The sequence below is a fragment of the Microbacterium sp. ANT_H45B genome (genome assembly GCF_008369345.1).
In the GTDB taxonomy this organism is placed as follows: domain Bacteria; phylum Actinomycetota; class Actinomycetes; order Actinomycetales; family Microbacteriaceae; genus Microbacterium.
In genome coordinates this window covers 251,740-272,695 of sequence record NZ_VOBK01000001.1, presented here as the reverse complement: position 1 = coordinate 272,695, position 20,956 = coordinate 251,740, and the positions used below count along the sequence as shown (strand labels likewise).

Annotated in this window: 24 protein-coding genes and 1 tRNA gene; 17 read left to right on the top strand and 8 right to left on the bottom strand. The window is 64.3% G+C overall.

The features are described 5' to 3' along the window. Nucleotides 1-70 precede the first annotated feature (70 nt). Nucleotides 71-153: transfer RNA gene (locus tag FQ142_RS01290), tRNA-Leu, on the top strand. A gap of 667 nt (nucleotides 154-820) precedes the next feature. Here the strand turns inward: FQ142_RS01290 and FQ142_RS17355 are convergent. Continuing rightward, nucleotides 821-1,159 (bottom strand): hypothetical protein, encoded by a 339-nt coding sequence (locus FQ142_RS17355; protein ID WP_188042263.1) that lies wholly within the window; start codon nucleotides 1,157-1,159, stop codon nucleotides 821-823. A 225-nt stretch (nucleotides 1,160-1,384) separates the two neighbouring features. Between FQ142_RS17355 and FQ142_RS17350 the strand changes: the two genes are divergently transcribed. From FQ142_RS17350 to FQ142_RS01275, 3 genes are all read left to right on the top strand, one after another. Continuing rightward, nucleotides 1,385-1,747 carry a helix-turn-helix domain-containing protein gene (locus FQ142_RS17350; protein ID WP_188042262.1) on the top strand — a complete coding sequence of 121 codons (363 nt, stop codon included), beginning with the start codon at nucleotides 1,385-1,387 and terminating at the stop codon, nucleotides 1,745-1,747. Nucleotides 1,748-1,837: 90 nt separating this feature from the next. After that, the gene (locus FQ142_RS01280) at nucleotides 1,838-2,434 is read left to right on the top strand and encodes an RNA polymerase sigma factor (RefSeq protein ID WP_149421914.1); all 597 of its coding nucleotides are present in this window, start codon (nucleotides 1,838-1,840) and stop codon (nucleotides 2,432-2,434) included. Then, nucleotides 2,431-2,925 carry a hypothetical protein gene (locus FQ142_RS01275; protein WP_149421913.1) on the top strand — a complete coding sequence of 165 codons (495 nt, stop codon included), beginning with the start codon at nucleotides 2,431-2,433 and terminating at the stop codon, nucleotides 2,923-2,925. The genes FQ142_RS01280 and FQ142_RS01275 overlap by 4 nt, the downstream gene beginning before the upstream one ends. 13 nt (nucleotides 2,926-2,938) lie before the next feature. On the opposite strand, the gene FQ142_RS01270 is transcribed toward FQ142_RS01275, so the two are convergent. Next, nucleotides 2,939-3,394, bottom strand: coding sequence for a hypothetical protein (locus tag FQ142_RS01270; RefSeq protein WP_149421912.1), 456 nt, complete (start codon nucleotides 3,392-3,394; stop codon nucleotides 2,939-2,941). 732 nt (nucleotides 3,395-4,126) lie between these two features. On the opposite strand from FQ142_RS01270, the gene FQ142_RS01265 reads away from it, so the two are divergent. The 8 genes from FQ142_RS01265 to FQ142_RS01230 all read left to right on the top strand — a co-directional run bounded on the left by FQ142_RS01265 (nucleotide 4,127) and on the right by FQ142_RS01230 (nucleotide 12,463). Continuing rightward, nucleotides 4,127-4,726 carry an O-antigen ligase family protein gene (locus FQ142_RS01265; RefSeq protein ID WP_149421911.1) on the top strand — a complete coding sequence of 200 codons (600 nt, stop codon included), beginning with the start codon at nucleotides 4,127-4,129 and terminating at the stop codon, nucleotides 4,724-4,726. A gap of 366 nt (nucleotides 4,727-5,092) precedes the next feature. Beyond that, nucleotides 5,093-6,151, top strand: a complete 1,059-nt coding sequence (locus FQ142_RS01260) for a PIN domain-containing protein (RefSeq protein WP_188042261.1) — start codon at nucleotides 5,093-5,095, stop codon at nucleotides 6,149-6,151. A gap of 700 nt (nucleotides 6,152-6,851) precedes the next feature. Next, entirely contained in the window at nucleotides 6,852-7,253 is a 402-nt protein-coding gene (locus FQ142_RS01255) for a hypothetical protein (RefSeq protein WP_149421909.1), read from the top strand. A gap of 175 nt (nucleotides 7,254-7,428) precedes the next feature. Beyond that, complete coding sequence (locus FQ142_RS01250; RefSeq protein ID WP_149421908.1) at nucleotides 7,429-7,755, top strand: hypothetical protein; 327 nt, start codon at nucleotides 7,429-7,431, stop codon at nucleotides 7,753-7,755. Between the two features lie 56 nt (nucleotides 7,756-7,811). Then, on the top strand, nucleotides 7,812-8,273 hold the full coding sequence (locus FQ142_RS01245; protein ID WP_149421907.1) for a hypothetical protein: 462 nt from the start codon (nucleotides 7,812-7,814) through the stop codon (nucleotides 8,271-8,273). Continuing rightward, nucleotides 8,270-9,397, top strand: coding sequence for an HlyD family secretion protein (locus FQ142_RS01240; RefSeq protein WP_149421906.1), 1,128 nt, complete (start codon nucleotides 8,270-8,272; stop codon nucleotides 9,395-9,397). The genes FQ142_RS01245 and FQ142_RS01240 overlap by 4 nt, the downstream gene beginning before the upstream one ends. Before the next feature lie 37 nt (nucleotides 9,398-9,434). After that, nucleotides 9,435-11,681 (top strand): peptidase domain-containing ABC transporter, encoded by a 2,247-nt coding sequence (locus FQ142_RS01235; RefSeq protein ID WP_149421905.1) that lies wholly within the window; start codon nucleotides 9,435-9,437, stop codon nucleotides 11,679-11,681. 569 nt (nucleotides 11,682-12,250) lie between these two features. Then, nucleotides 12,251-12,463 carry a hypothetical protein gene (locus tag FQ142_RS01230; RefSeq protein ID WP_149421904.1) on the top strand — a complete coding sequence of 71 codons (213 nt, stop codon included), beginning with the start codon at nucleotides 12,251-12,253 and terminating at the stop codon, nucleotides 12,461-12,463. A 123-nt stretch (nucleotides 12,464-12,586) separates the two neighbouring features. On the opposite strand, the gene FQ142_RS01225 is transcribed toward FQ142_RS01230, so the two are convergent. Continuing rightward, a complete protein-coding gene (locus FQ142_RS01225) occupies nucleotides 12,587-13,072 on the bottom strand; it encodes a hypothetical protein (RefSeq protein ID WP_149421903.1) in 486 nt (161 codons plus the stop codon). After that, complete coding sequence (locus FQ142_RS01220) at nucleotides 13,069-13,665, bottom strand: RNA polymerase sigma factor (RefSeq protein ID WP_149421902.1); 597 nt, start codon at nucleotides 13,663-13,665, stop codon at nucleotides 13,069-13,071. The genes FQ142_RS01225 and FQ142_RS01220 overlap by 4 nt, the downstream gene beginning before the upstream one ends. A gap of 186 nt (nucleotides 13,666-13,851) precedes the next feature. Here FQ142_RS01220 and FQ142_RS01215 point away from each other — a divergent pair, with 186 nt between their 5' ends. Then, nucleotides 13,852-15,303: an LCP family protein gene (locus tag FQ142_RS01215; RefSeq protein WP_149421901.1), complete on the top strand. Its 1,452-nt coding sequence runs from the start codon at nucleotides 13,852-13,854 to the stop codon at nucleotides 15,301-15,303. Nucleotides 15,304-15,352: 49 nt separating this feature from the next. Here the strand turns inward: FQ142_RS01215 and FQ142_RS01210 are convergent, their stop codons facing one another. After that, complete coding sequence (locus FQ142_RS01210; protein ID WP_149421900.1) at nucleotides 15,353-15,949, bottom strand: isochorismatase family protein; 597 nt, start codon at nucleotides 15,947-15,949, stop codon at nucleotides 15,353-15,355. Nucleotides 15,950-16,052: 103 nt separating this feature from the next. On the opposite strand from FQ142_RS01210, the gene FQ142_RS01205 reads away from it, so the two are divergent. The 3 genes from FQ142_RS01205 to FQ142_RS01195 all read left to right on the top strand — a co-directional run bounded on the left by FQ142_RS01205 (nucleotide 16,053) and on the right by FQ142_RS01195 (nucleotide 18,379). Then, a complete protein-coding gene (locus FQ142_RS01205; RefSeq protein WP_149421899.1) occupies nucleotides 16,053-16,850 on the top strand; it encodes a siderophore-interacting protein in 798 nt (265 codons plus the stop codon). 99 nt (nucleotides 16,851-16,949) lie between these two features. Continuing rightward, on the top strand, nucleotides 16,950-17,993 hold the full coding sequence (locus FQ142_RS01200) for a hypothetical protein (RefSeq protein ID WP_149421898.1): 1,044 nt from the start codon (nucleotides 16,950-16,952) through the stop codon (nucleotides 17,991-17,993). Further along, nucleotides 17,990-18,379: a GntR family transcriptional regulator gene (locus tag FQ142_RS01195; RefSeq protein WP_149421897.1), complete on the top strand. Its 390-nt coding sequence runs from the start codon at nucleotides 17,990-17,992 to the stop codon at nucleotides 18,377-18,379. The genes FQ142_RS01200 and FQ142_RS01195 overlap by 4 nt, the downstream gene beginning before the upstream one ends. A 26-nt stretch (nucleotides 18,380-18,405) precedes the next feature. Here FQ142_RS01195 and FQ142_RS01190 read toward each other — a convergent pair whose 3' ends face one another. From FQ142_RS01190 to FQ142_RS01180, 3 genes are all read right to left on the bottom strand, one after another. Continuing rightward, a complete protein-coding gene (locus tag FQ142_RS01190; RefSeq protein WP_149421896.1) occupies nucleotides 18,406-19,395 on the bottom strand; it encodes an aldo/keto reductase in 990 nt (329 codons plus the stop codon). A 93-nt stretch (nucleotides 19,396-19,488) separates the two neighbouring features. After that, a complete protein-coding gene (locus FQ142_RS01185; RefSeq protein WP_149421895.1) occupies nucleotides 19,489-19,902 on the bottom strand; it encodes a hypothetical protein in 414 nt (137 codons plus the stop codon). 49 nt (nucleotides 19,903-19,951) lie between these two features. Continuing rightward, nucleotides 19,952-20,272 carry a DUF952 domain-containing protein gene (locus FQ142_RS01180; RefSeq protein ID WP_149421894.1) on the bottom strand — a complete coding sequence of 107 codons (321 nt, stop codon included), beginning with the start codon at nucleotides 20,270-20,272 and terminating at the stop codon, nucleotides 19,952-19,954. A gap of 50 nt (nucleotides 20,273-20,322) precedes the next feature. On the opposite strand from FQ142_RS01180, the gene FQ142_RS01175 reads away from it, so the two are divergent. Then, a complete protein-coding gene (locus FQ142_RS01175) occupies nucleotides 20,323-20,928 on the top strand; it encodes a TetR/AcrR family transcriptional regulator C-terminal domain-containing protein (RefSeq protein WP_056414308.1) in 606 nt (201 codons plus the stop codon). The last annotated feature ends 28 nt before the right edge of the window (nucleotides 20,929-20,956 follow it).

Sequence of the window (20,956 nt, the reverse complement as noted above, 5' to 3'; positions counted from 1 at the left end):
CCCGGTTTCTTCGCAGGGCGGATCGCGTGATATCTTTGGGAAGTTGAGTTCTTCGGAGCCCGACAGACTCGCGCGAGTGGCGGAATGGTAGACGCGCTGGCTTCAGGTGCCAGTGTCCTTATGGACGTGGGGGTTCAAGTCCCCCCTCGCGCACAGCGGGCCCTGTTCGTTGATTCAGGGCCATCTGTTCGTACAGGAAGAGCCGGTCAGAGAAAGTTTCTGACCGGCCTCTTTATTCTGATCTGATGCGCAGCTTAGGTCTGCTCGTCGCCGGATTGCCGACGGACCGGTGTCGCATGCGGTCGGTTCGCTGCTCTTTCACAGAGCTAGGCGCCTTACGTTCACACTCGGGACTACGTCGCTCACAGGCGCTCTTGTCCGCTGTCATCCGCGGCCTGTGGATGACTTGTCTGGCGTTATCTCCGGCAGCACACGCCGTTCAGGTGGCTCTTGTCGTACGACAACCATCCAGCACTTCTCTCTAACCCGCTTCTGTACGCTGCGGGTCGGGTGACGCCAGCAGTGGGGGTGAACGTCCCTCGTCGCGCCATCACGAAACGTCTCGTCGCCACGACATATACCGCGAGCGCGGCGCAGGGCCGGTCCTCGACGAGTGAGTTGTTGCTCACCACTCTTCCCGCATCGTCCGTGCCCGAATCGGACCAGTATGTTCGGGTTCCCTGAAGCTCAAGAGCACGGACTTGATTGCGAGGCGATGGTCGCGGCTCGCCGGCGGAGATGACGGACTGGGGTCTCAAATCTCAGACGCACCGCGGTCGAGGGTGAGGCGGCCAGCGTGCTGACCTCCTCACCCTTGGGTTCAAGGTTGTGCGGCGTTCTCGTCGATGACCGGCCACGACTGCTTGAGGGTCCAGAGGAACCGGGTGGTGAACTCACGCATCTCTCGCTCGGAGACTTCGTACTCGTCGAAGTAGAGGTTCACCAGGTTGGCTGCGTTCTCCTCAGTGAGTGGCAGACCAGCGAGCGCGGCTGCGAGCCAACCGGTCAGTGCGACCGTGGCGTCGAGGTCGAGCAGGGGGAGGCTGCCCCGTGCATGGTCGTCGAGCCAGTGATCGACGGTCCGCCCGACGCCGGACTGCTTGATGATGAACGAGGCTTCGTGGAAGGCGGCCCTGGCGAGGTCGTGCTGGGTGGTCATGGTGTTCTCCTGTCCGGGGCCGCGACGGACGCGCGCACCCTCATGCTCTACATGCGCGGTCTGCACCCTGACGCTGTGACACTCCCCGCCAGGGCGTGCTGCGCTCTCATCCATGAGGGACAGACATGGTCGAACGACGACCACGAACGAGAGCCAGGGCAAAGGGCCCGAGAACGTCTTTCGTCGTTAAAGGAACCTTTCGGCCGCATGCGGACATTACGTCGTATGAGGACCACTGACTTCATTGAGATACGTGAGCGTTGCCTTGTACTCATCGACCTCCACTACCGCGACCGTCGAGTCGGCCCGACGTGGTTGGCGCGGGAGCTGTTTATCTCCCGTCGACAACTGGATCGGGCGTTTGTCGGGTCTCCCAGCGTCGCGGAGGTCCTCGCGCGGCTTCGTCTTAGGCATGTGGTGGCCATCGCAGCGCACAACCCCGAAGTGCCGATGTCGGAGATCGCGAAACGCTGCGGGTACGGCACGTACGAGACGTTCCGGGCGCAGTGTCACCGATACTTGCGGTGCAGCCCACGCGCGGCGCGTGACCGCGGACTCTCGGTGCTTGCGCTCGCCAAGGCGGCCTGACTAGGTGTCAGGCGCTCGCTCCAGGGCACCTTCTGACGCGATTACACTTGGGCCGACGGTCGAGATGACCGTGTCGCGCGAGGTGAAGCAGTGTCCGAGAACCGAGAGCAGAGAACACCGGGTGACGGTGAGCTCCTCTACCGGCTGTCGCGTGGTGATGAGCCCGCCTACCGGTTACTTCATGACCGTCATCAGGCACCGGTATTCCGGATGTCTCTCGTTCTCATGCGCACGACGTGGGATGCCGAAGAAGTCGCGGCCACAGCATTCTTCGAACTGTGGCGCAAGCGAGACAAGGTTCGCGTTGTGGACGGATCCGTCCTGCCGTGGTTGCTCGCCACGACCTCCTACGCGGCGAAGAACAGCCTGCGGTCTCGCCGCCGATACCAGCGTCTCCTCAGCCGTATCCCTCATGAGGGTGATGTGCCGGATCACGCCGACGAGGTAGCCCGCGCGATGGATTCTTTGAAGATCACGGACGGGGTTCGTGAAGCCCTGTTGCAGCTGAATCCTCGGGATGCGAGTGTGGTCGTGCTTTGCGTCGTGCATGAGCTTCCGGCCTCGGAGGCGGCTGTGGTGCTTGGCATTCCCGTAGGTACAGTGAAGTCGAGGCTGTCGCGAGTCAAGGTGAAGTTGCGTGGAGAGCTGCGGGAGTTTGCTCCCACCGCAGAGGAGGCGAACGCATGACGGATCAGTCCGGAGGCATGCCGCACCGTAAAGAGGTGCAGGACCTCCTCATTGAGCAGATGCGCCGGGACCTTTCTCGACCTATCTGGTGGAAGACACTATGGGGCCGACTCACTATCGCCGGCGGTGTCCTCGTTGTGGCGGGCGCCGGCGTCGCTGGCGTCGTGCTTCTCGACCAGCGTCCGGTCAGCGATACCAGCGTTGTGCAGTGCCTTGAAGGCCCGTACCGGAACCCCGACGGATCGCTGTCTGGTGCTGGAGTGAGCATCGCCACACCAGACGGTGTCGTCCCGATTGAAGATGCGGAAGCTGTTTGCGTGCAGATGTGGGAGTCCGGCGCATTCAATGAGAGCGATCCGACATCGGCAACGTCCGCCCCGGGGACCGCCCCGCCCGAGTTCACCATGTGCGTCACGGATCAAGGCGAGGCGGCCGTCGTCCCGGGGAAGATCGAATGCTCAACTCTTCGACTTCATCCTCTGCAGAACTGAGACTGTAGCCGGTTCACCCAAAGGTTCCTGCGGGCCGGTAGACGATGGACGACGTTCGTGCGGCCATCGAGCCCAGCGTCGAGCAGTACGGTGCACACGTCAGCACAGTTCCGGTGTAGCTGGTGCCGTCGTACTGTGATGACCAGCAGTTGTTGAACCCCTCTGCCGACCGGATGTTGTTGTCCCATCCGGAACCGAGACTTGGGAACCCGAAAGTGGTGCCGTAGCATCCGCTGCCAGCGCCCCAATGGACACGGACAGACCCGGTGCGGGATGTCCCCGTCCAAATCTTGCCCACGGTGACGGTCGCCGCGGCTGCAGCACGCGCGGACACGTCGTTCGGGTAAAGCTTCTCGTAGTCACCCGGCGCACCGTCCGCGATGAACTGTTCCGCCTCCTCGACAGTGTCGAAGCAGGAGATGACAGTGGGGATTTCTTCGGGGGCGGGTTCACCCTCGGGAATCGCCACGCCGCCGACGGTGCACGCCGTGGGCTCGGATGACGCGAGCGCAGACGTGGGAGTGAAAAGTGCAAGCACTGCGACGAGTGCCGCTGACGCGGATAGGAATCGTTTGAACAAGGGAAGCTCCTCCGGTAGGGGTTGGATTCGCTTCGTTATGTCCAAGCCCGAGTCAGGAGTTCCCGCCGAGCGAGCGCACTAAGTCCTACATCCGCGTCACGGCGCGGATCGGAGCCATCGACGTTGACTCAAACTCTGCACTTCTTCGTCAAAAGTCCATGCAAATGAATCGGCAGCTTGAGGCCTCGAATCGTTCTCGAGCCTCCGTCTGCGCTGCGAGTGCCGCGCGGGGGACGGAGCCATCGTCGAGAAGTTCCGCTCGCTGGTCGCACCGGGCGGCCGAGAGCACCGCGGGCGAGGTGCCAACGAAGTTTCAAGGTCTCAGGGCGCTTCCGCCCGGCGGTGACAAGATGGGCGTTCGAGATTCATTGCCGAGTCGGGACGACCGACGGCACAGCAAGAGAGGACGTTAGTCCTCGTTGTTCGCCCAACGCGATGACTGCAGAGGTTCGGACAGACGCTGCTGCTCTTCGCTTCAGCGACCGTCCACGGACTCTTCCGGGCCGACCAGTTCGACGGACCTCGACTCATCGCGATAGCGGGCCGGGCGCTTAGGACGGTGGTCATCCCCTCTCTCTGTTGATGGAGCTATGGGTCGCGGACGTCCGGCGCGCACCACTGATGCCGAACTTCGCCGATGCCCCATCCGACCCGGACCCGCACTGGTACTGGATTCGTGGCAACCTGGTGGATGGATTCCTTTCCGGTGGTCGCACACAGGGAGCTGTAGGAAACGCGAACCTGCTGGGTTTTCTCTGCCTCTTGACCGCTCTCGTCTGCATCGCCCAATTGCTCGCGCAGCAGCGCTCAAGGCTCTACTTGGCCACGGTGGCGACCGCGAGCATGTGGTTGCTCATCCGTACCGGCTCCGCGACTGTCTTGGGCGCGGCGGTAGCGGTCGTGGTTACCACCGCGTTCGTCATCGCCTTCCGGAGTATCCGCTCCCGACGTGGCCGAGCGCTGATGTCTGCAGGCGTCGGCGGCATCGCGGCACTCACTTTCGCTGTGATGCTTCTTTTCCGTGAGCCGCTGACACACCTCCTCGGTCGACAGGTCACGTTTACCGGGCGCGTGAAAATCTGGGAAGCAGTGTTGGAGCGCGCCGGGCGGTCGCCGGTCATAGGTCACGGCTTCGCGACTCCATGGCTTCCAGGGGATTCCGGCTTCGCAAGCTGGATCATCGACCATTCCATCGTTGTGTTTCAGGCGCACAATATCTAGTTGGACGTCTACTTGCAGCTTGGGGCGGTTGGCGTTGTCTGCCTCACGGCCGTCGTCGTCCAGGCGCTTCTGAAAAGCTGGAGGCTCGCCACTGCCGTTCGGTCTCCGTTGGCGCTTCTTCCTCTGATGTTCGTGATGGTGCTCCCCGTTCAAGTGCTGACGGAGTCCACCGCGGTAGCGAGTTGGGAGTGTTCGACTCGAGGTTGAATGTCAGTGGGCGCGAATGTGGCGCGGGGTCGTGGACGATGACTGCATGGGCTCCTTCGGGTTCAATGCTCGATACCCTGCGGCGCGCTGCTACGCGTTCGGACGCTCCATGGAACGACTTGTGCCATTCACGTGAAGCTCGAGCAATATCCTGGCGCTGTGATTGTGATCCTTGACGCGAACGTGCTCGTCTCAGACCCACTGCTGAGAGGATCCATCTGGCCGCAGCTCACGGATGCGATCTCCGGAGGCCGTGTAGAGGTTCTTCTTCCACGCCTCGCGCTCGAAGAGGCCGTGGCAACTTACCGTCGGCGGCGAGAGGCGAAGGCGGTCGAGATTCAGGCGGTCGGCAGACGTGCGTCACTCGAGGTTCAGAAGCACCTTGGTCGAGCAGTCGCGTCAGCGCTCAAAGAAGCGAAGAAGTACCCGAAGCTCATCTCGAAGGCTCTCGAAGAGGTGGGGGTGGACGTGCTCGATGCACCGCAGGTCTCACACGAGGACGTGGCGCGACGTGCAATCGGCCGACGGCGTCCGTTCGACGACGCTGGATCCGGATATCGCGATGCCCTTCACTGGATGTCCGTGCTGGAGATCGTGGACGACCGCTACGAAGGAAGCAACATCATCTTCGTCAGCGCAGATCGACGGGCTTTCGGAGCGTCAGGTAAGTCGAGTGACAACCTCCACCCCCACCTCGTGGAAGAGCTGGAGAAGAGGGATGCGCGGGCGCCATGGTTCCGGTGGCTGCAGCACCTCACCCAACTGACGGTCCCTGGCGTTTTCCACGATGAGATAGAGCCGGCGTACGCGATCTCTGTCACCGCCGGGGAGCTAGGTGGTTACCTGCACGCGCAACTATGGGAAACGAACATCGCTGAGTTGCTTCCGCGCCAGCTCGGGACAGGCGGCCAGGTCGCAGCGGTATCCATCCTGGACGTCGGTGAGCCCGTGGTGGGTGAGATTCAGGTTCGCCAGTACTGGGAGTACCGGAATCACCGTGCCGACTTCGTGATGATGATAGATGTCGAGTTGGCATTGCAACGGGTCCAGTCGTCGGACGCGGACGCGGACGCGGACGCGGATGTCGATGTCGAAGAAGAGGTGGTTGTGTTGTCGTTCGGTGCGGCCGGCCACGTCGATGTCTCGGTCTCCCGCGAGGGGCTACTTTTCAGCAATCTCGAGCTTGAGTCGTTCACAGAGAACACGCCGTCGACATAGCGATTGTCGCTGTCGCTGCCGTCCCTGAGGCGTGCTGGCGCGCCAACGGTTCGGAGGTACCGCGAGGCGAAGACGCTTCCTTGGAAATCTCCGAGGCGCTGGCTGCGAAGCAAGACGTCACCTTGCTCAGGATGAGATCGACCCGGCTCCGCCTGTGCAGTTCAGTGAACCGGTCCGCTCCGTCGCTCTGAGACCAAACTCCGGCACCACAGGAATCGAGTCAGGTTGCCGATGTCATAGCTCCGTCCAAAGCCTTTCACTGCTTGCCAGAACTGGGAGTCCACCTCCTCTGTCCCCCGTTTGGAGGTCAGAGATGGCGGTGAGGTCGCGGCTACGGGTTCGGCAACGCATCCCCTGGACGAGCGAATCAGAGCTCATAGGTCACAGACGTGCCACTGCTTGCGATGGGCAAGCGTTTGAATGAGCCTAAGTACAGGATTATGGACAAATACATACAGGCAAGGGGTTCTGAGGCCCGGCGCATAAACATGCCGACGGGCGTTTTCGGCCCAATCCGTCGAGGTTGTCCCCCAAATGGTGGACGCGGAAGGGTAGTGATGGACTTGTTGTCCCCCCTTCGGGGGACAAACACGCCCGCCGAACCCCGACGGTTGACTTCAAATAGAAGGCAACAGATACTGCATTAGGCTGCGCCGAAGATCTCGGGCAGCCATGCTGACATCACTTCCGGGGGGATCCTGTGAGCAACGAAATTCGACCCGCAGACGGTTCGAGCACGACTGCCGCCGCCGCTTCGACACCGGCGTGGGTATTTCTGACCTTGGGTCTCCTTGCCGCAGTGGCGGTCTGGTCTCCGTTGACGGGATCCGCGATTGGTATGGCCTTCGTGGCAGCGATCTGCGCCGTCGGCATACTTCTTGTATCGAAAGCCACCGCTACTTTTGCGGCTTCCAGTGGAGCCGCGGCGCCGCTGGTGGCCACCGCTGTGATCCTTGCCGGACTCTTTGCCTGCTCGATTTTCGGCTCCGCGGCCGGTCTGAACTGGCTGCCCTGGGCGGCAGCGGTTGCCGCCGCTCCGGTCGTCGCGTTCGGGCTCTTCGTGGCTGACCGCCGCAGCGCTGCTGTCACTGCCGGTAGCTGAGCGTACTCGCGCGCTGTAATAGGCGGCGGTCTGCGTGCTTTGTTCACGCGGCCTTTTGTGCGCCATAAACCCCACTATTTGGGTAAATCATAAACGCTGGACAAACTCCTGCATTGTGGCTAGCTTCATTTGCGGCGAGAGAAAGCCTCATCGCCGTGAAGAGACCGGAGAAGAAATGACCGCTGTGCTTGAGCGTCCCGCTGAATACCTCGACCTGCTCGAGGAGGAGTTCGATGACATCGATGGGGGTGCCATTACCGTCGGCGCCGTCGTCGGGATCATCACCGCTGCGATTGCGACGGGAGCGGCACTGTACGGGGCCGGTCAGGTCGCTGGTGAGCGGGCGTACTACGCGGGTCTGCGTAACTCGTACTACCAGCAGATCAAGTGGCAGGTCCGCGGCGGAGTCATCTCCTTCGCGGGTTCCATCGGCCTGGCCGGTGCCGTCGCCGGGGGGATCGTGATGACCGGTTTCGAGAACAAGTTCTACTCGATGAGCTAACGAAAGGACCGGCCGGCGGCTCCCGTGACTTTTGGGGGCTGCCGGCCTTCTGCGCCATGAAGACACCAATTGCGATGCAGTATCCGCGCGAGTTGTCCCTCGCAGTCACCGTCAGCGCCGAGATCCCCATGACAGATCTCGGTGACGTTGCTGCGATTGGATCTGCCCTCACAAGAGCGATGCGGCGTAAGGAGATGGCGCCAGCAGGCCCGCTCATCCAGCACACCGCCGTCACCATCGACGGCACCAGAAACTTCGTGATGCGACAGACACGTGCCGAGGAGCCACGTGAGGTTCCCGGGTACGTCACGTCTGCCGCTCATGCACTCGCCCATTGCGTTCTTGCTCGATTCGAGGGCGACGCTTCCGAGCTAGGTATCGTGTACAGCGCCATCGCCGTGTACGCCTACGAGCACGAGATTGATCTCACTGGTGAGTTCCACCTCGTTTTCGTGGAGCAGGTGGATCTCGAGGTCACTGTGGATGTCTTCGCGTCGACAGCGGAGACCCACGCGTGAGAGTTGTTCCCCTTGGCAACCTCACGGACAGTCGTCTGCTCTACGAGAAGCGGCCTCCGATCTTCGGATTCATCGTCGTTGCTCTTGTGCTGACGATTCTCACCGTGACGCTCTTCTGGTCCTTGAACACGATTCGACCCAGTGTCGTCACCGCCGCGGGGGCCATCCAAGGCGCCGACCACGCAACGATTGTGAGCAGCGTGTCTGGGCGAGTATCCGACATCCAAGCTCCCAACGGCTCAGCCGTGGAAGCCGGGGTTCCTGTGCTGACCATCGAGAGCACCGAACTAGCGGTAGAAGCCCAGACCCTCCACGGCCAACGCGACTCCCTCGTCGCGCAGGCAGACCTGCAAGCCCGCTTCACCGATGCGGTCTCGACGGGTAGTAATGACTTCAACATGGATGATCCCGCAGAGGCTCACTTTGGCTATCAGTACGAGTCGTTGCAGAACAAGAAGTCCCAGTTGCGGATAGACCGACCAAGCCTCGAGGCCCAGGGATACACGGCCGTCGAGATCGACAACGCCATCAAGGGAAATCGCCTCGAGATGGTTGAGCTCGACAAGTCCGCCCTCGCCGAATCCACGAAAATCGAAACAGACCTTCGGACACAAATCAAGGAAGTGGACATCCGACTCGGCAGCCTCGAGACGGGCAAGTCCGCCTACACCGTGACGGCCGGCCAGGCCGGAGAGGTGTACCTCGACGCGCGGGTCACCACCGGGAGCGTTATCTCGGCTGGAACCCCCATCGGGACGATCTCCTCAACTGAGAATGGCATCAAGCTCGATACGTACCTATCCGTCACGGACCGTCAGTTCGTCGACGTTGGCGATGAAGCTCGAGTGACGGTCTCAGGTCTCCCCGCTACCGACTACGGAAACGCGACCGGCAAGGTCGTCGCCATCGACTCTGATGTCACCACGGTGGCCGCGGAAGGTGCGGGAGACTCGTCGCCAAGCTCGAGCTACTTCGTCGCCCAGGTCGAGATCGAGCACCCGTACATCACGAGCAACGCAAACGGGAAACATCAACTCGTGAACGGCACTGCCGTTGAGGTCTCGTTGACCTACAACAAGACGACGTACTTCGAATACTTCCTCCACCTCCTCGGGCTGAAGTAGTCCTCCCCAATCGTCGGATGGACAGACAGGAACTGAATTGTCTAGAGCAACACACGTCCGCCAGCTGGATCAGTCCGACTGCGCCGCGGCTTGTCTCGCATCAGTGGCGTCCACCTACCGCCGCCAGACGTCGATCACGCAACTTCGCGACGCATTGGGTACCGGGATCAAGGGCACGACCATCCGGGGTCTCGTCAACGGGGCCGAGGCTCTAGGGTTCGAAACATCCGCCGTGCGCATTGAAAAGGAAGCGCTCTCGTCGAGCTTCACGCTTCCTGCCATCGCACATGTCACCTTGCCGGGCTCAGTCAACCACTTCGTGGTCCTCCACAAAGTCGGACGCAAGCGAGTGAAGATTGGAGACCCTGCGGCCGAGAAAGCGCGATGGACGCGTCAGAGTGAGTTCCTCAAAGACTTCTCGGGAATCCTCGTCCTTCTCGCACCAGGATCCGAGTTTGTCCAGAACGCACGGGAACAACGGAGCAACCTCGCACGGTTCGTCCGGCTGCTCACGCCGCAGATGAGTCTCTTCGTCTGGGCGGTCCTCGCCTCCCTGATTCTCACGATCCTCGGCATCGCGGGATCGATGGTGACGAAGGTGCTTTTCGACGAGGTCGTGCCGTACAGCCTCGAAAGCCTGCTCATGCCGGTGTTCTTGCTGTTCGGAGCCGTGTTCATTGTGCAGAACCTGCTGCAGTTCGTGCGGCAGTGGATCGTGCTCCACCTATCCCAACGGATCGACTTGCCACTGATCCTGGGATTCTTCCGACACATCTACGGCCTGCCGTTCCGGTTCTTCGCAAGCAGGCCGGTCGGCGACATCCTCACTCGGTTCGGCGACGCCATGACCATCAAGAATGTCCTGACTGGCGCTGCCCTCACGGTCGTGATGGACGTCGTGATGGCGGTGATAGCGGGCGTGGTCCTGTACTCACTGGACCAGACGCTCTTCTTCGTCATCGCCGTGTTCGTGATCGTCGCCGTCGTGCTCATCCTGTCATTCCGGGTGCCGTTCAAGAACGTCAACCAGAAACAGATGGCTCAAGCATCCGTCCTCAACTCGCGCATCATCGATGGCCTGAAAGGCGTCGAGGGGGTCAAGATCGAGGCGAACGAGAAGCGTGAGATGGAAGGGCTCGAGCGCGAGTACGTGCGGAGCCTCCGCATCTCGTTCAAAGAGGGAATGCTCGACAACGCACAGTCATCCATCATGGGTCTCGCGCAGGCATTCGTGGGCCTGATACTTCTCATCCTGGGCACATCTCGCATCCTGCAAGGGGATATGACCATAGGAACGCTGATGGCCTTCATCGCGCTGGCCAACTTCTTCGTCGATCCAGTTACGCGTCTCATCGGGCTGCAGCTCAGCTGGCAGGAGGCGGCCCTTGCGCTGAAACGGGTAGGCGAGATCCTCGACTACGAATCGGAGCCAGATTCGTCCGACGAGCTGCGAGGGGCTATCGCGTCCACGGGGGACATCACTTTCGACGAGGTGTCGTTCGGATACTCGCTGCGTGAGCCAACCCTCCGAGACCTCTCCTTCCATATCGCGCCCGGGTCGAAGGTCGCGTTCGTCGGATCCAGCGGCAGCGGGAAGTCCACGATTGCTCGGATGCTTCTGAAGGTGCATGACCCTGACCAGGGCACCATCAGCTTCGGCCCGGTGAACGTCGGTGATCTCGATCCGAAGGATATTCGGCGAGCGGTTGGATACTGCCCTCAGAACGTGCAGCTTTACGCGCGGAGTGTGCTGGAGAACGTCAAGATGTCCAATCCCGACGCGAGCGACGCCGAGGCATACTCGGCCCTTCGAAAGTGCGGGATGGCGGACGTCGTCGCCCGCCTACCTCAGAGCGCTGCGACAGTTCTGGACGAAGGCGGCATGGGGTTGTCTGGCGGTGAACGCCGCCGTATCGCGCTCGCTCGAGTGCTGATGAAGCGCGTCGACCTGTATGTGTTCGACGAGGTCACCAGCGATCTCGATCCCACAAGCGAGGTCGAAGTCATGCAGGCAATCTACGACCATGTCGGTGATTCGACAGCAGTCTTCATCGCGCACCGACTCGCGACCGTGTCAGGTTGCGACGCCATCTTCGTGTTGGACTCGGGCCGCATTGTCGAATCGGGAACCCACGATGAACTCATTGAGCTTCAGGGCGCATACGCCAAGATGTGGCGTCTCCAGAACGACCAGGTACCTGACTTCCGGAAGCGACGTCACCTGTCCACGCGGCGCCGAGGCGCTGAGGCGCAGCAGGTGAGCGCGATGCAGTACCTCGACTGATCCGAGCCCAGAGCCACTGGTCCCGTCCCCGCCCGCGCTCCGGTCTACGTGGCGGATACGTCGGCTGAGCCTGCGATTCTAGATCTGAAGTGGACTGATGAGGCTCCGTTTCGGCGCACGATGAAAGCAGCTCTGATCTGGAGAAACGCGGTGGCCGCGGAACTTTCCAAGGCTTAGCGTGGAACTGCCTTGAGAATTACTCTCTCGGATCCCTTGAGCCTCAAGGCATCGAGGAATAAACGAACACGGCCACAGCAGGTCCTGTTCGTTTATTCAGGGCCATCTGTTCGTACATGGAAGAGCCGGTCAGAAGTTATTTCTGACCGGCTCTTCCTGTCGCATCCGACATGTCCGCGCCTTCTTGGATAGCGCTTCGTCATCGGAAACAAGCCGTCCACCGACCCTCGTGTCACGTCGAGTCAGCCGACAGTGCTTCACGCACATCCGTGACGGTGTCCACGGGGCGCACGATGCCGTCAGCGTCACGTCGAGCTCGACCCGCAATACTGGTGCGGTATCAACCCCCAGCTATGTAACTGGTGATTCACATGAAGAGAAACAATCGATTCGTGATCTGGGGACTGCTCGCGGCCGGCATAGTCTTGTTGATCGCCTGGGTTTTCGGTGTGATTGCGTACGGATATGAGGTCGACGCCTCCGCCGGTATCGGGACGCTTCGAACCCAGGACATCGCGCTCGGTGCGGGAAGCGCTCTGTGCTTCGTCGTGGCCATCATCCTCGCCGTGACGTCGCGGCGCCGAGCCCGTCGACACCACCTCTGACTCAGGAGTGACAGAGGTCGTGCCCGGATGTCGGGCACGACCTCCGTCCTCGGTAGCGCTGCGGAAGACAGAGGTCATGTTGCTGGGCGTCAGTGTCCCGCGGTGACGACGCGACCGCTGCGGCTAGCTCTGGAACGGATGCAGTCGGAGCACCGAGCATTCGATGACCCCCGGCACGACCGCGGCCTCGCCATCGTCGGTGACGCACGTCGTGAACTCTTCGGGCGCGACTCCAGGTACTGGGGTCGCCGACAGCGGGTCGTTGTCTTCGAAGGCACCGCCCTCCCACATCTGGATGCACATCGCTTCCGCATCCGCGATCGCGACGACGCCGTCCGGGGTGGCAACACTCGCCGATGCACCAGACAGCGTCCCGTCGGAGTTTCGGTACGGGCCTTCGAGGCAATGAACGATGGTCGTCTCAGTCACGGGGCGCTCGTCGAGTAGCACGACGCCGGCAACGCCGGCGCCGGCGACCGCCAGGACGCCGCCCGCGATGGACAGACGGCCCCAGATGGTCGTCCACCACTTCGGGCGCGACAGATCGCGGCGCATCTGCTCGACGAGGAGGTCCTGCACTTCCCGGTGGTGAGGCATCCGCTCACTCATGCGTTCGCCTCCTCTGCCGTCGGCGAGTACTCATGGAGTTCCCCGCGCACCCGATTCTTCACTCGAGACAGCCGAGAGGTGACGGCCCCCTCGGGCATTCCCAGAACGACCGCGGCTTCGGCGACCGGGAGCTCATGGATGACGCAGAGGACGAGGACGCTTGCTTCGCGCGGGTTCAGGCGAAGAAGCTCTTGACGGACACTCTCTGAGATCCTCATGGAGTCCATCGCCCGGGCGACCTCATCCGCGTGATCTGCAACGTCGCCGTCGTGCAGAACGCGCCGAAGTAGACGGTGATATCGCCGCCGGGCCCGCAAGCCGTTCTTGGCGATGACGGATGTGGTGGCCAGCAACCAGGGCAGCACGGAGCCGTCGATGACCCGAACCTTGTCGCGCTTGCGCCACAGTTCGAAGAAGGCCGTCGCCGCGACCTCCTCCGCATCCCGGCTGGTGGGCATGAGCACGAGCGACAGGCGGAAGACCGGCATCTGGTGCCGGTCGTGCAGCCAACGGTAAGCCGGTTCGTCGCCGCGGGACAGCCGGTAGAGGAGCTCGCCGTCAGTGGGCGGGTCGAGCGTGAGCCCCTCCGACACGATTTCACCTCACACGTCACGGTCGATGTCCAGACCTCCGTCAAGTCTAGGCGTCGGTTTTCGGATGCAGGTCGCTACCGCCACCGCCGCTGGCACCGCTGAACCCGCCTCGGAAAACCCCGCACAGGACCTGTGAATGCGGCGGGCCGCTTTGAGATCCGGCCCCGGTCATGATGGTGTGATCCAGTGCGACCGCCTGCTTCCCCCCAGAACGATCCCCTGAACGACCCCTCTCAGGGCGATCTCCCGACCGACACCTCGTCCGTCCCGAAGGCTCGACCCCGTCGGCGTCGCGGACGTCTGATCGGCGCCATCAGTGCGCTGGTCGTCGTGGCCGTGGTCGCTGTGGGGGCCGTCGTCTACGCCCAGCTGCAGGGGAACATCACCACCGCCCCGCTGCGCTCCGACCCCGACACGTCGACGGGTGAGCCGCAGCTGGCAGAGGGCGACCTCAACATCCTGCTGCTCGGATCCGACTCCCGGGCGCTCGCGTCCGACGGGTTCGGCGAAGACGACGGCAGCGAACGCAGCGACGCCATGGTGCTGGCTCACGTCTCGGACGACAGCACCCGGATCGATGCGGTACAGCTCCCTCGCGACACCGTCGTCGACCTGCCCGCATGCGACGACACCGGACGTGGCTCGTACGAGGGTGGATACGGGATGCTGAACTCCGCGCTGGAGTACGGACCGGCGTGCTCGGTCGCGGCGGTCGAGCAGCTCACCGGCGTCACGATCGATCACTTCGTGCAGATGGACTTCGAAGGATTCATCGGCATGGTCGACGCGATGGGCGGCATCGACGTGTGCCTCCCCGAGCCGCTGCAGGATGGTCACGCACGCCTCGACCTGCCCGCCGGTGCGCAGTCGGTCAACGGCGAACAGGCGCTCGCGTTGGCGCGCACGCGGCACGCGCTCGCCGAGGAGAGCGACATCGCCCGCCTCGGTCACCAGCAGATGGTCCTCTCGGCGATCGTGCAGAAGGCGACCAAGTCCGACGTGCTCGTGCGCCCCGACCGCCTCTACGCCTTCCTCGACGCGGTGACCTCTTCGATGACGGTCGACCCAGGGCTCGGCGGGTTGACCGATCTCGCGGGTCTTGCGGCCAGGGTGGCGAATGTGCCGATGAGCAGCGTCACCTTCGTGACGATGCCCACGGTCCCGGCACCCGAGGATCCGAATCGCGTCGTGCCGACGGCGGATGCCGATGTGATCTTCCGCGCGCTCGTCGATGATGCGCCGCTCGTGCTCACCACCGACGAGGTCGCGCCCGACACGACGGTGCGCACCGCCCCGGTGCAGATCCTCAACGGCGCCGGCGTCGCAGGCCTCGCATCCCGCGTGTCGGAGGATGCGACGGGCTACGGGTACACGGTGTCGGGGCTCGCGAACGCCGACGCCACGGACCTCACGGTGATCACGGCCGCAGACACCCCCGACGCACAGCAGACCGCGCAGGCGCTGGCCTCCGAGCTGGGACTCGCCGTCACGGTGCAGACGGGGGACGTCGATGGCGTACAGATCCTGCTGGGAGCCGACTACACCGAGCTGACCTCCCAGCCCCGGGCGACACCGCCTCCGTCGCGGCCCGTCGACGCGGTGAGTCGCAGCGCCGACACCGATCTGTGCGTCGGATAGCGCAGGCGCTCGGACCTGCGTCGTCTTCGCAGCGACCCAGGTCGCCTTCTCAGCGACCCAGGTCGTCGACGCTCGCGACGACGGTGGCGTAGAGATCGGCGATGCCCGCGAGGGCCGCGCGGTGCAGCTGCTCGGCGGGCACGTCGCCGGCGACCGACGGAAGGCTTCGGGTGGCGGTCGCCGCGGCGACGACCGTGGGCCGGTTGCCGCGCAGGAACGCGCCTTCGGTGGTGTAGTTCACGCACATGTGGGTCATGAATCCGGCGATCACGACATCCTCGTGACCCGCGGCGTCTACGAGGTCGCCGAGCTCGGTGCCGACGAAGGAGTTCGGCGCCTTCTTGACGACGACGGCCTCGCCGTCGATGGGGGCGACGCGCTCGTGGATCGCCCCGATGTCGTCGCGGATGTCGTACGCCGAGCCCGCGCCGCCGTCGTGCTGCACATGGATGACCGTCGCACCTGCCGTGCGGGCACGGGCGAGCAGGTCGGCCGCGGCGTCGAGCGCGGCATCCCACCCCTCGAGCTCCATCTCGCCGCGGGTGTATGTGTTCTGGAAGTCGACGAGGACGACGGTCGATGCCGCGAGAGCCGCGGGCCGATCGACGGTGCCGCCGAGGGCGCGCAGAGTGGCAGAGGTGGTCATCCTCGAAGTATGCGCGGGGTGTCCGACACCGTCAACATGGCCCCGCCACCGCGGGGAGAGGGCAGACTTAGGGGAGCCTTAGTTTCATGATCCAGGAGATGCCATGCCGGAACAGCCCCGACGTACGCCCAGCCAGGCGGTCCTCGCCGTCGAGAAGGTCGAGCAGGTCAGCCCTGAACTGGTGAGGATCACGGCCGGGGGCGACGGGTACGCGGACTTCACCGACAACGTCTACACCGACAAGTACGTCAAGATCCTGTTCGCCGATCCGCGACACGGGCTCACCCCGCCGTACGACCTCGCGCAGCTGCGCGCGCAAGGTCCGGAGAAGCTGCCCACGCCCCGCACGTACACGATCCGCTCGTCCGACCCCGAGCAGCGACGTCTCGTCATCGACTTCGTCGTGCACGGCGACGAGGGGATCGCGGGTCCGTGGGCTCGGCAGGCGCAGCCGGGCGACACGATCGTCGTCAGTGGCGCCGGTGGCGGCTACCGGCCCGACCCCGAGTCGCCCTGGCACCTGCTCGTCGGCGACCACACGGCACTTCCGGCGATCTCGTCGGCGATCGAGGCGATGCCGGCGGATGCGGGCGGGCACGTCGTCCTGACGGTGGCGGATCCCGCGGACCGCATCCTTCCCGACGTCCCGTCCGGTGTGACTCTGCGGTGGACCGAGACCGACGACGAGCTGCTCACGGTGCTCGCCGACCTGCCCTGGGCCGACGGGCACCCGGGTGTCTTCGCGCACGGTGAGCGCGGCACGATCAAGCAGGTCAGGGCGCTGCTGAAGCAGCACGACGTGCCGCGAGAGCGGCTGTCGATCTCGGCGTACTGGGCGCGAGGCCGCGCCGAAGACCAGTTCCAGGCCGAGAAGCGCGAGCCCATCGGCCAGATCGAGTAGGCGGTCTGGCAGCGCCTCGCGTGTGATTCCGTCAAACTTGTACTCCAAGTGTGGTACAAGTTGTGTTAGGCATATGACACAAAGACGAGGTGGGGGACGATGATTCCGAGAGAAGCTGGGTGGACCTTCGGTGATGCATTGGCGGTGTTCTTCTCCTTTCCGGTCACCTCGCTCGTGATCGCCCTCTTCCTCGCGTTGGCCTGCGAGGCGTGGGCCTCCAGGACTGCACACGCGAGAGACGCCGTCGCTCCGCTCTCCGCGAAGAGCATCCACTCGTTGCGAGCGAAGTACCGTTTCGCCCATGCACTGCTCGCGGCGGTCGGAATCGTGATCATCGTCTGGTTCGTGGGGGAGGTCGTGGTCCGCGGGTACCTCGTCGCCGTCCCGGAAGAGCTCTCCTGGGTGAGGTTCGTGGCCCCGATCATCGGCGCCGCTCTCGGGCTCGGTGCCGTCCTTCTGCAGATCGTCGTCAGCGGCTCGGAGGCGCCGGAAGAACCGGGGACCCTCGTGCCGCGGCGCACGTGGGCGAGCTTTAGCGAACCGCGCGATCTCATCGGCGCCTTGTTCGTCGCGCTCGTCCTTCTGACGACGACCATCGCCGCCGGGATGGCCGCATCCGCGGATCGGTGGGGGGTCTCCAACAGCGTCGAGCTGCCCGTTCCGAACCTCGCGATGGTCGATCCGATCAGGCTCCCGTTCTTCGGCTGGGCCTATGGCATTCCCGTTCTCGTCAGTGCGGGCATCCTGCTCCTCGTCGTGGCGGCGCTGCTGCAGAAGAACGCCAGCCGATCCTTCATTCGTCCTGAGACCGTCATGGCCGAACGGATCGCCCGTCGACAGGTGGCTACGGGAGGCGTACGCATCGCGACGGCGGCACTCCTCCTGGCGCTCGCCGCATCGTGGAGGGTGATCGCCGGAGCGGGCTCGGTGTCGAGTCTCGAGATCAGCGGCGAGAACGACGGCAGACCGTACGAGGTGATCTGGCGATTTGCAGAGTTCGCCACGGCGGCCGGATGGGGTGCACCGATCGCGGAGGTCGTGGCCTTGACGCTGCTTCTTCTCGTCGTCATCCGGTACTCCCGCGACGTCGCGTGGCGTCGGCTCTCCCACGATCGAGCACTGCAGTACCAGGCTGCCCGATGAAGAAGGAGTCCGTGGTGCTGACGACGACGGACAGCAACCCGGCGTCCGACATCCATCGACAGCTACGCGGCCTCATCGTCTCGGGCCAGCTGGGCGCGAACGAGCGCTTGCCGACCGTTCGACAGGCAGCGAGTGACCTGGGGGTGGCCCCGGGAACGGTGGCGAAGGCGTACAAGCTCCTCGAGCAGGAGGGCCTCGTGGTCAGCCGGACGGCGGCAGGCACGAGGGTCGCCGAGTCGGCTGCCCTGCTGCCTGCGGCGGTCATGCGGCGTATCCGCGACCTCGTCGACGAGGCTGCCTCGACGGGATCGAGTGTCGACGATGTGGTCAACGTCCTGCGCGTGGTCTGGCCGGAGACCTCCGGATCTTCGCAGAGCGGCGCCTGACCTGTAGGCGTTCGAGTCTGCGCGGCTCAGAACCCTTCGGGTTCCCGTGGCGTGTACGCGGCCTGCAACTGCTCCAGTTCGGAGTCTTCGAGCCGGATGCCGGCGGAGGCGACGGCGTCGTCGATGTGCGACGCCTTCGTCGCACCGACGATCGGCGCGGTCACCGCGGACTGCTGCGCGACCCACGCGAGCGCGATCTGTGCACGGGAGACCCCTCGCTCCTCGGCGACGTGAGCGACGGCCTCGACGATGGCTCGGTTCGACTCCTCTTCACGGCGGTAGAGCGTCGCACCGAACGCGTCCGTCGCGGTGCGCGCCGTCTTCTCGTCCCAGTCGCGTGTGAGCCTGCCTCGCGCCAGGGGCGACCACGGCAGCACACCGACCCCGGAGTCGAGGCAGAACGGGTGCATCTCCCGCTCCTCCTCGCGCTGCAGCAGGTTGTACTGGTCCTGCATCGAGACGAATCGTGTCCAGCCGTTCCGCTCCGCGACGTGCTGCGCCTTCGCGAACTGCCACGCCCACATCGACGACGCCCCGATGTACCGGGCCTTGCCCGAGCGGACGACGTCGTTCAGCGCCTCCATCGTCTCTTCGATCGGCGTCTGGGGATCCCAGCGATGGATCTGGTAGAGATCGACGTGGTCCGTGCCGAGCCGCTTCAAGCTCGCATCGATACCCGACAGGATGTGCGCCCTGCTGAGTCCGGCCTGGTTGGCACCTGGTCCCATGCGGCCGTGCACCTTGGTGGCGACGACGACCTCCTCGCGGCGCGCGAAATCGCGCAGCGCCCGTCCGACGAACTCCTCGCTGGTGCCGTCGGAATACACGTCGGCCGTGTCGAACGTCGTGATCCCGGCCTCCAGTGCCTGCCGGATCAGCGGCCTGCTGGTCTCCTCGTCGAGCGACCACCCGTGCGCGCCCCGGTCCGGTGCGCCGAAGCTCATGCATCCGAGAACCACGTTCGAGATCCGCAGCCCGGAGCTGCCGAGCCTCACGCTGTCTGCCGTGTCGAGCATCTGAGATCTCCCTCGAGTTCGTGGTGTCGGATCGATGCTCTCACGGTGTGCAGCGGTCGGGCGCGGACCGCCGGATCCCGGGGGTCGCGTGTGTCAGAGGAAGACCCGGAGGTACTCGCCGATCTTCTCGCCGCTCTGCTCGGGCGTGACCTCGACGCTGAGCCGAGCTCGGACGCCGTCGGTGCCGACCTCGATCGGCATCGCCCCGCATCCCATCATCGGCCCGTGGTCGACGCCGTCGATCACCAGGCAGACGCTGCCGAGACCCGCCTGTTCGCGAGGTTCGACCACGTAGTAAGTGTGCCCTTCGGAGTCCTCGCCGAGCAGGCGAGCCGTATCCGGGACCACGCTGTCGCGCTGGTCGGCGCCGACGGAGGAGGGCAGGGGCGCCGACTCGCCGCTGGCGAGCACGTCGACGGTCGGGGCGTTCATGCAGCCCGCGAGAAGCGTGATCGTGCCGAGAGCGAGAACGCCGCACATCGACGGGCGGAGAGGAGAACGGTTCATGCGCACACGATAGACGACCGGTGCGACTCCCGCAGTGCCGGCAGGCGGGTCAGCGCGGGAGAGGAGTCTCGGAGGCCACGACCTCTGCCGTCATGGGCACTGCGCCGAGGATGCGCGGGAATCCGTCGACCCACTCGACGGCGATCCCCTCGGCGGCCAGCCCCTCGGGGCGGATCGCGATGTCGAGGAGCGGGAGCGCGAGGTCGCTGAAGCGGGCGGCGATCACCTCGTCGAGCCGATCTGCGGTGGCGGCGTGGATGAATCCGGCGTCGTCGAGATGCACGCCCCGGGTCGACACGACGTACTCGCCGAACCCTCGGCTCATCTCCCAGTCGTCCTGGATGGCGATGTGGTGGATCAGATCGGACATGACAGCTCCTTAATGAAACGGCTTCGTAGCATTAATGGTAGAGTATGCCCATGACGGGAAAGCGCGGGCGGCCCTCCGCGGCGGAGGCGGGTGCCAGGGATGAGCGCGTCATCGACGTCGTCGTCGCCGTGTTGACCGGGGAGGGGCTCGAGGCGTTGACCCTCGACCGCGTCTCCGCCGACGCTCACGTCGCCAAGCGCACGCTGTACACGGTGTTCGGCGACCGGGCAGGGCTCGTGCGCGCGGCGGTCCGCCGACAGCACGCCTACCTCGGGGATGCCGGAGACGGGGCGGCCGACCTGCGATCGGCAGCCCGCGGCATCCTTCGTCATCTGCTCGGGGACGAGGCGATCGGGGTGCACCGTGCGATCACCGGTGCCGCCGCCCTGCATCCGCTTCTCGCCCGCGAGTTCTACGAGGAAGGGCCGGCGCGGGCCCAGGGGTTCCTCGCCGCGCACCTCCCCGCAGACGCGCCGGTCTCGCCCGCGCTGCTCTTCACCGCTCTTCTCGGTGAGCCGCATCGACGTCGACTGCTGGGCCTCGCCGGGCCGTTCTCCGTCAGCGAGATCGACGCGCAGGTCGACGAGGTGCTCCGGGCGTTCGGCCTGGGCTCCTCCGATCCGGCGCGTCAAGGGCAGGAATCCTCCTCGTCCTGACCGCGCCTGTCAACCGCCCTGCGCTCGC

Excerpts from the sequence above, each read along its gene's own strand:
- FQ142_RS01185 (WP_149421895.1), bottom strand. The coding sequence starts at position 19,902 with ATGAACCGTTCTCCTCTCCGCCCGTCGATGTGCGGCGTTCTCGCTCTC.
- FQ142_RS01180 (WP_149421894.1), bottom strand. The coding sequence starts at position 20,272 with ATGTCCGATCTGATCCACCACATCGCCATCCAGGACGACTGGGAGATG.
- FQ142_RS01195 (WP_149421897.1), top strand. The coding sequence starts at position 17,990 with ATGAAGAAGGAGTCCGTGGTGCTGACGACGACGGACAGCAACCCGGCG.
- FQ142_RS17350 (WP_188042262.1), top strand. The coding sequence starts at position 1,385 with ATGAGGACCACTGACTTCATTGAGATACGTGAGCGTTGCCTTGTACTC.
- FQ142_RS01190 (WP_149421896.1), bottom strand. The coding sequence starts at position 19,395 with ATGCTCGACACGGCAGACAGCGTGAGGCTCGGCAGCTCCGGGCTGCGG.
- FQ142_RS01210 (WP_149421900.1), bottom strand. The coding sequence starts at position 15,949 with ATGACCACCTCTGCCACTCTGCGCGCCCTCGGCGGCACCGTCGATCGG.
- FQ142_RS01205 (WP_149421899.1), top strand. The coding sequence starts at position 16,053 with ATGCCGGAACAGCCCCGACGTACGCCCAGCCAGGCGGTCCTCGCCGTC.
- FQ142_RS17355 (WP_188042263.1), bottom strand. The coding sequence starts at position 1,159 with ATGACCACCCAGCACGACCTCGCCAGGGCCGCCTTCCACGAAGCCTCG.
- FQ142_RS01245 (WP_149421907.1), top strand. The coding sequence starts at position 7,812 with ATGAAGACACCAATTGCGATGCAGTATCCGCGCGAGTTGTCCCTCGCA.
- FQ142_RS01200 (WP_149421898.1), top strand. The coding sequence starts at position 16,950 with ATGATTCCGAGAGAAGCTGGGTGGACCTTCGGTGATGCATTGGCGGTG.
- FQ142_RS01265 (WP_149421911.1), top strand. The coding sequence starts at position 4,127 with ATGCCGAACTTCGCCGATGCCCCATCCGACCCGGACCCGCACTGGTAC.
- FQ142_RS01175 (WP_056414308.1), top strand. The coding sequence starts at position 20,323 with ATGACGGGAAAGCGCGGGCGGCCCTCCGCGGCGGAGGCGGGTGCCAGG.
- FQ142_RS01275 (WP_149421913.1), top strand. The coding sequence starts at position 2,431 with ATGACGGATCAGTCCGGAGGCATGCCGCACCGTAAAGAGGTGCAGGAC.
- FQ142_RS01225 (WP_149421903.1), bottom strand. The coding sequence starts at position 13,072 with ATGAGTGAGCGGATGCCTCACCACCGGGAAGTGCAGGACCTCCTCGTC.
- FQ142_RS01250 (WP_149421908.1), top strand. The coding sequence starts at position 7,429 with ATGACCGCTGTGCTTGAGCGTCCCGCTGAATACCTCGACCTGCTCGAG.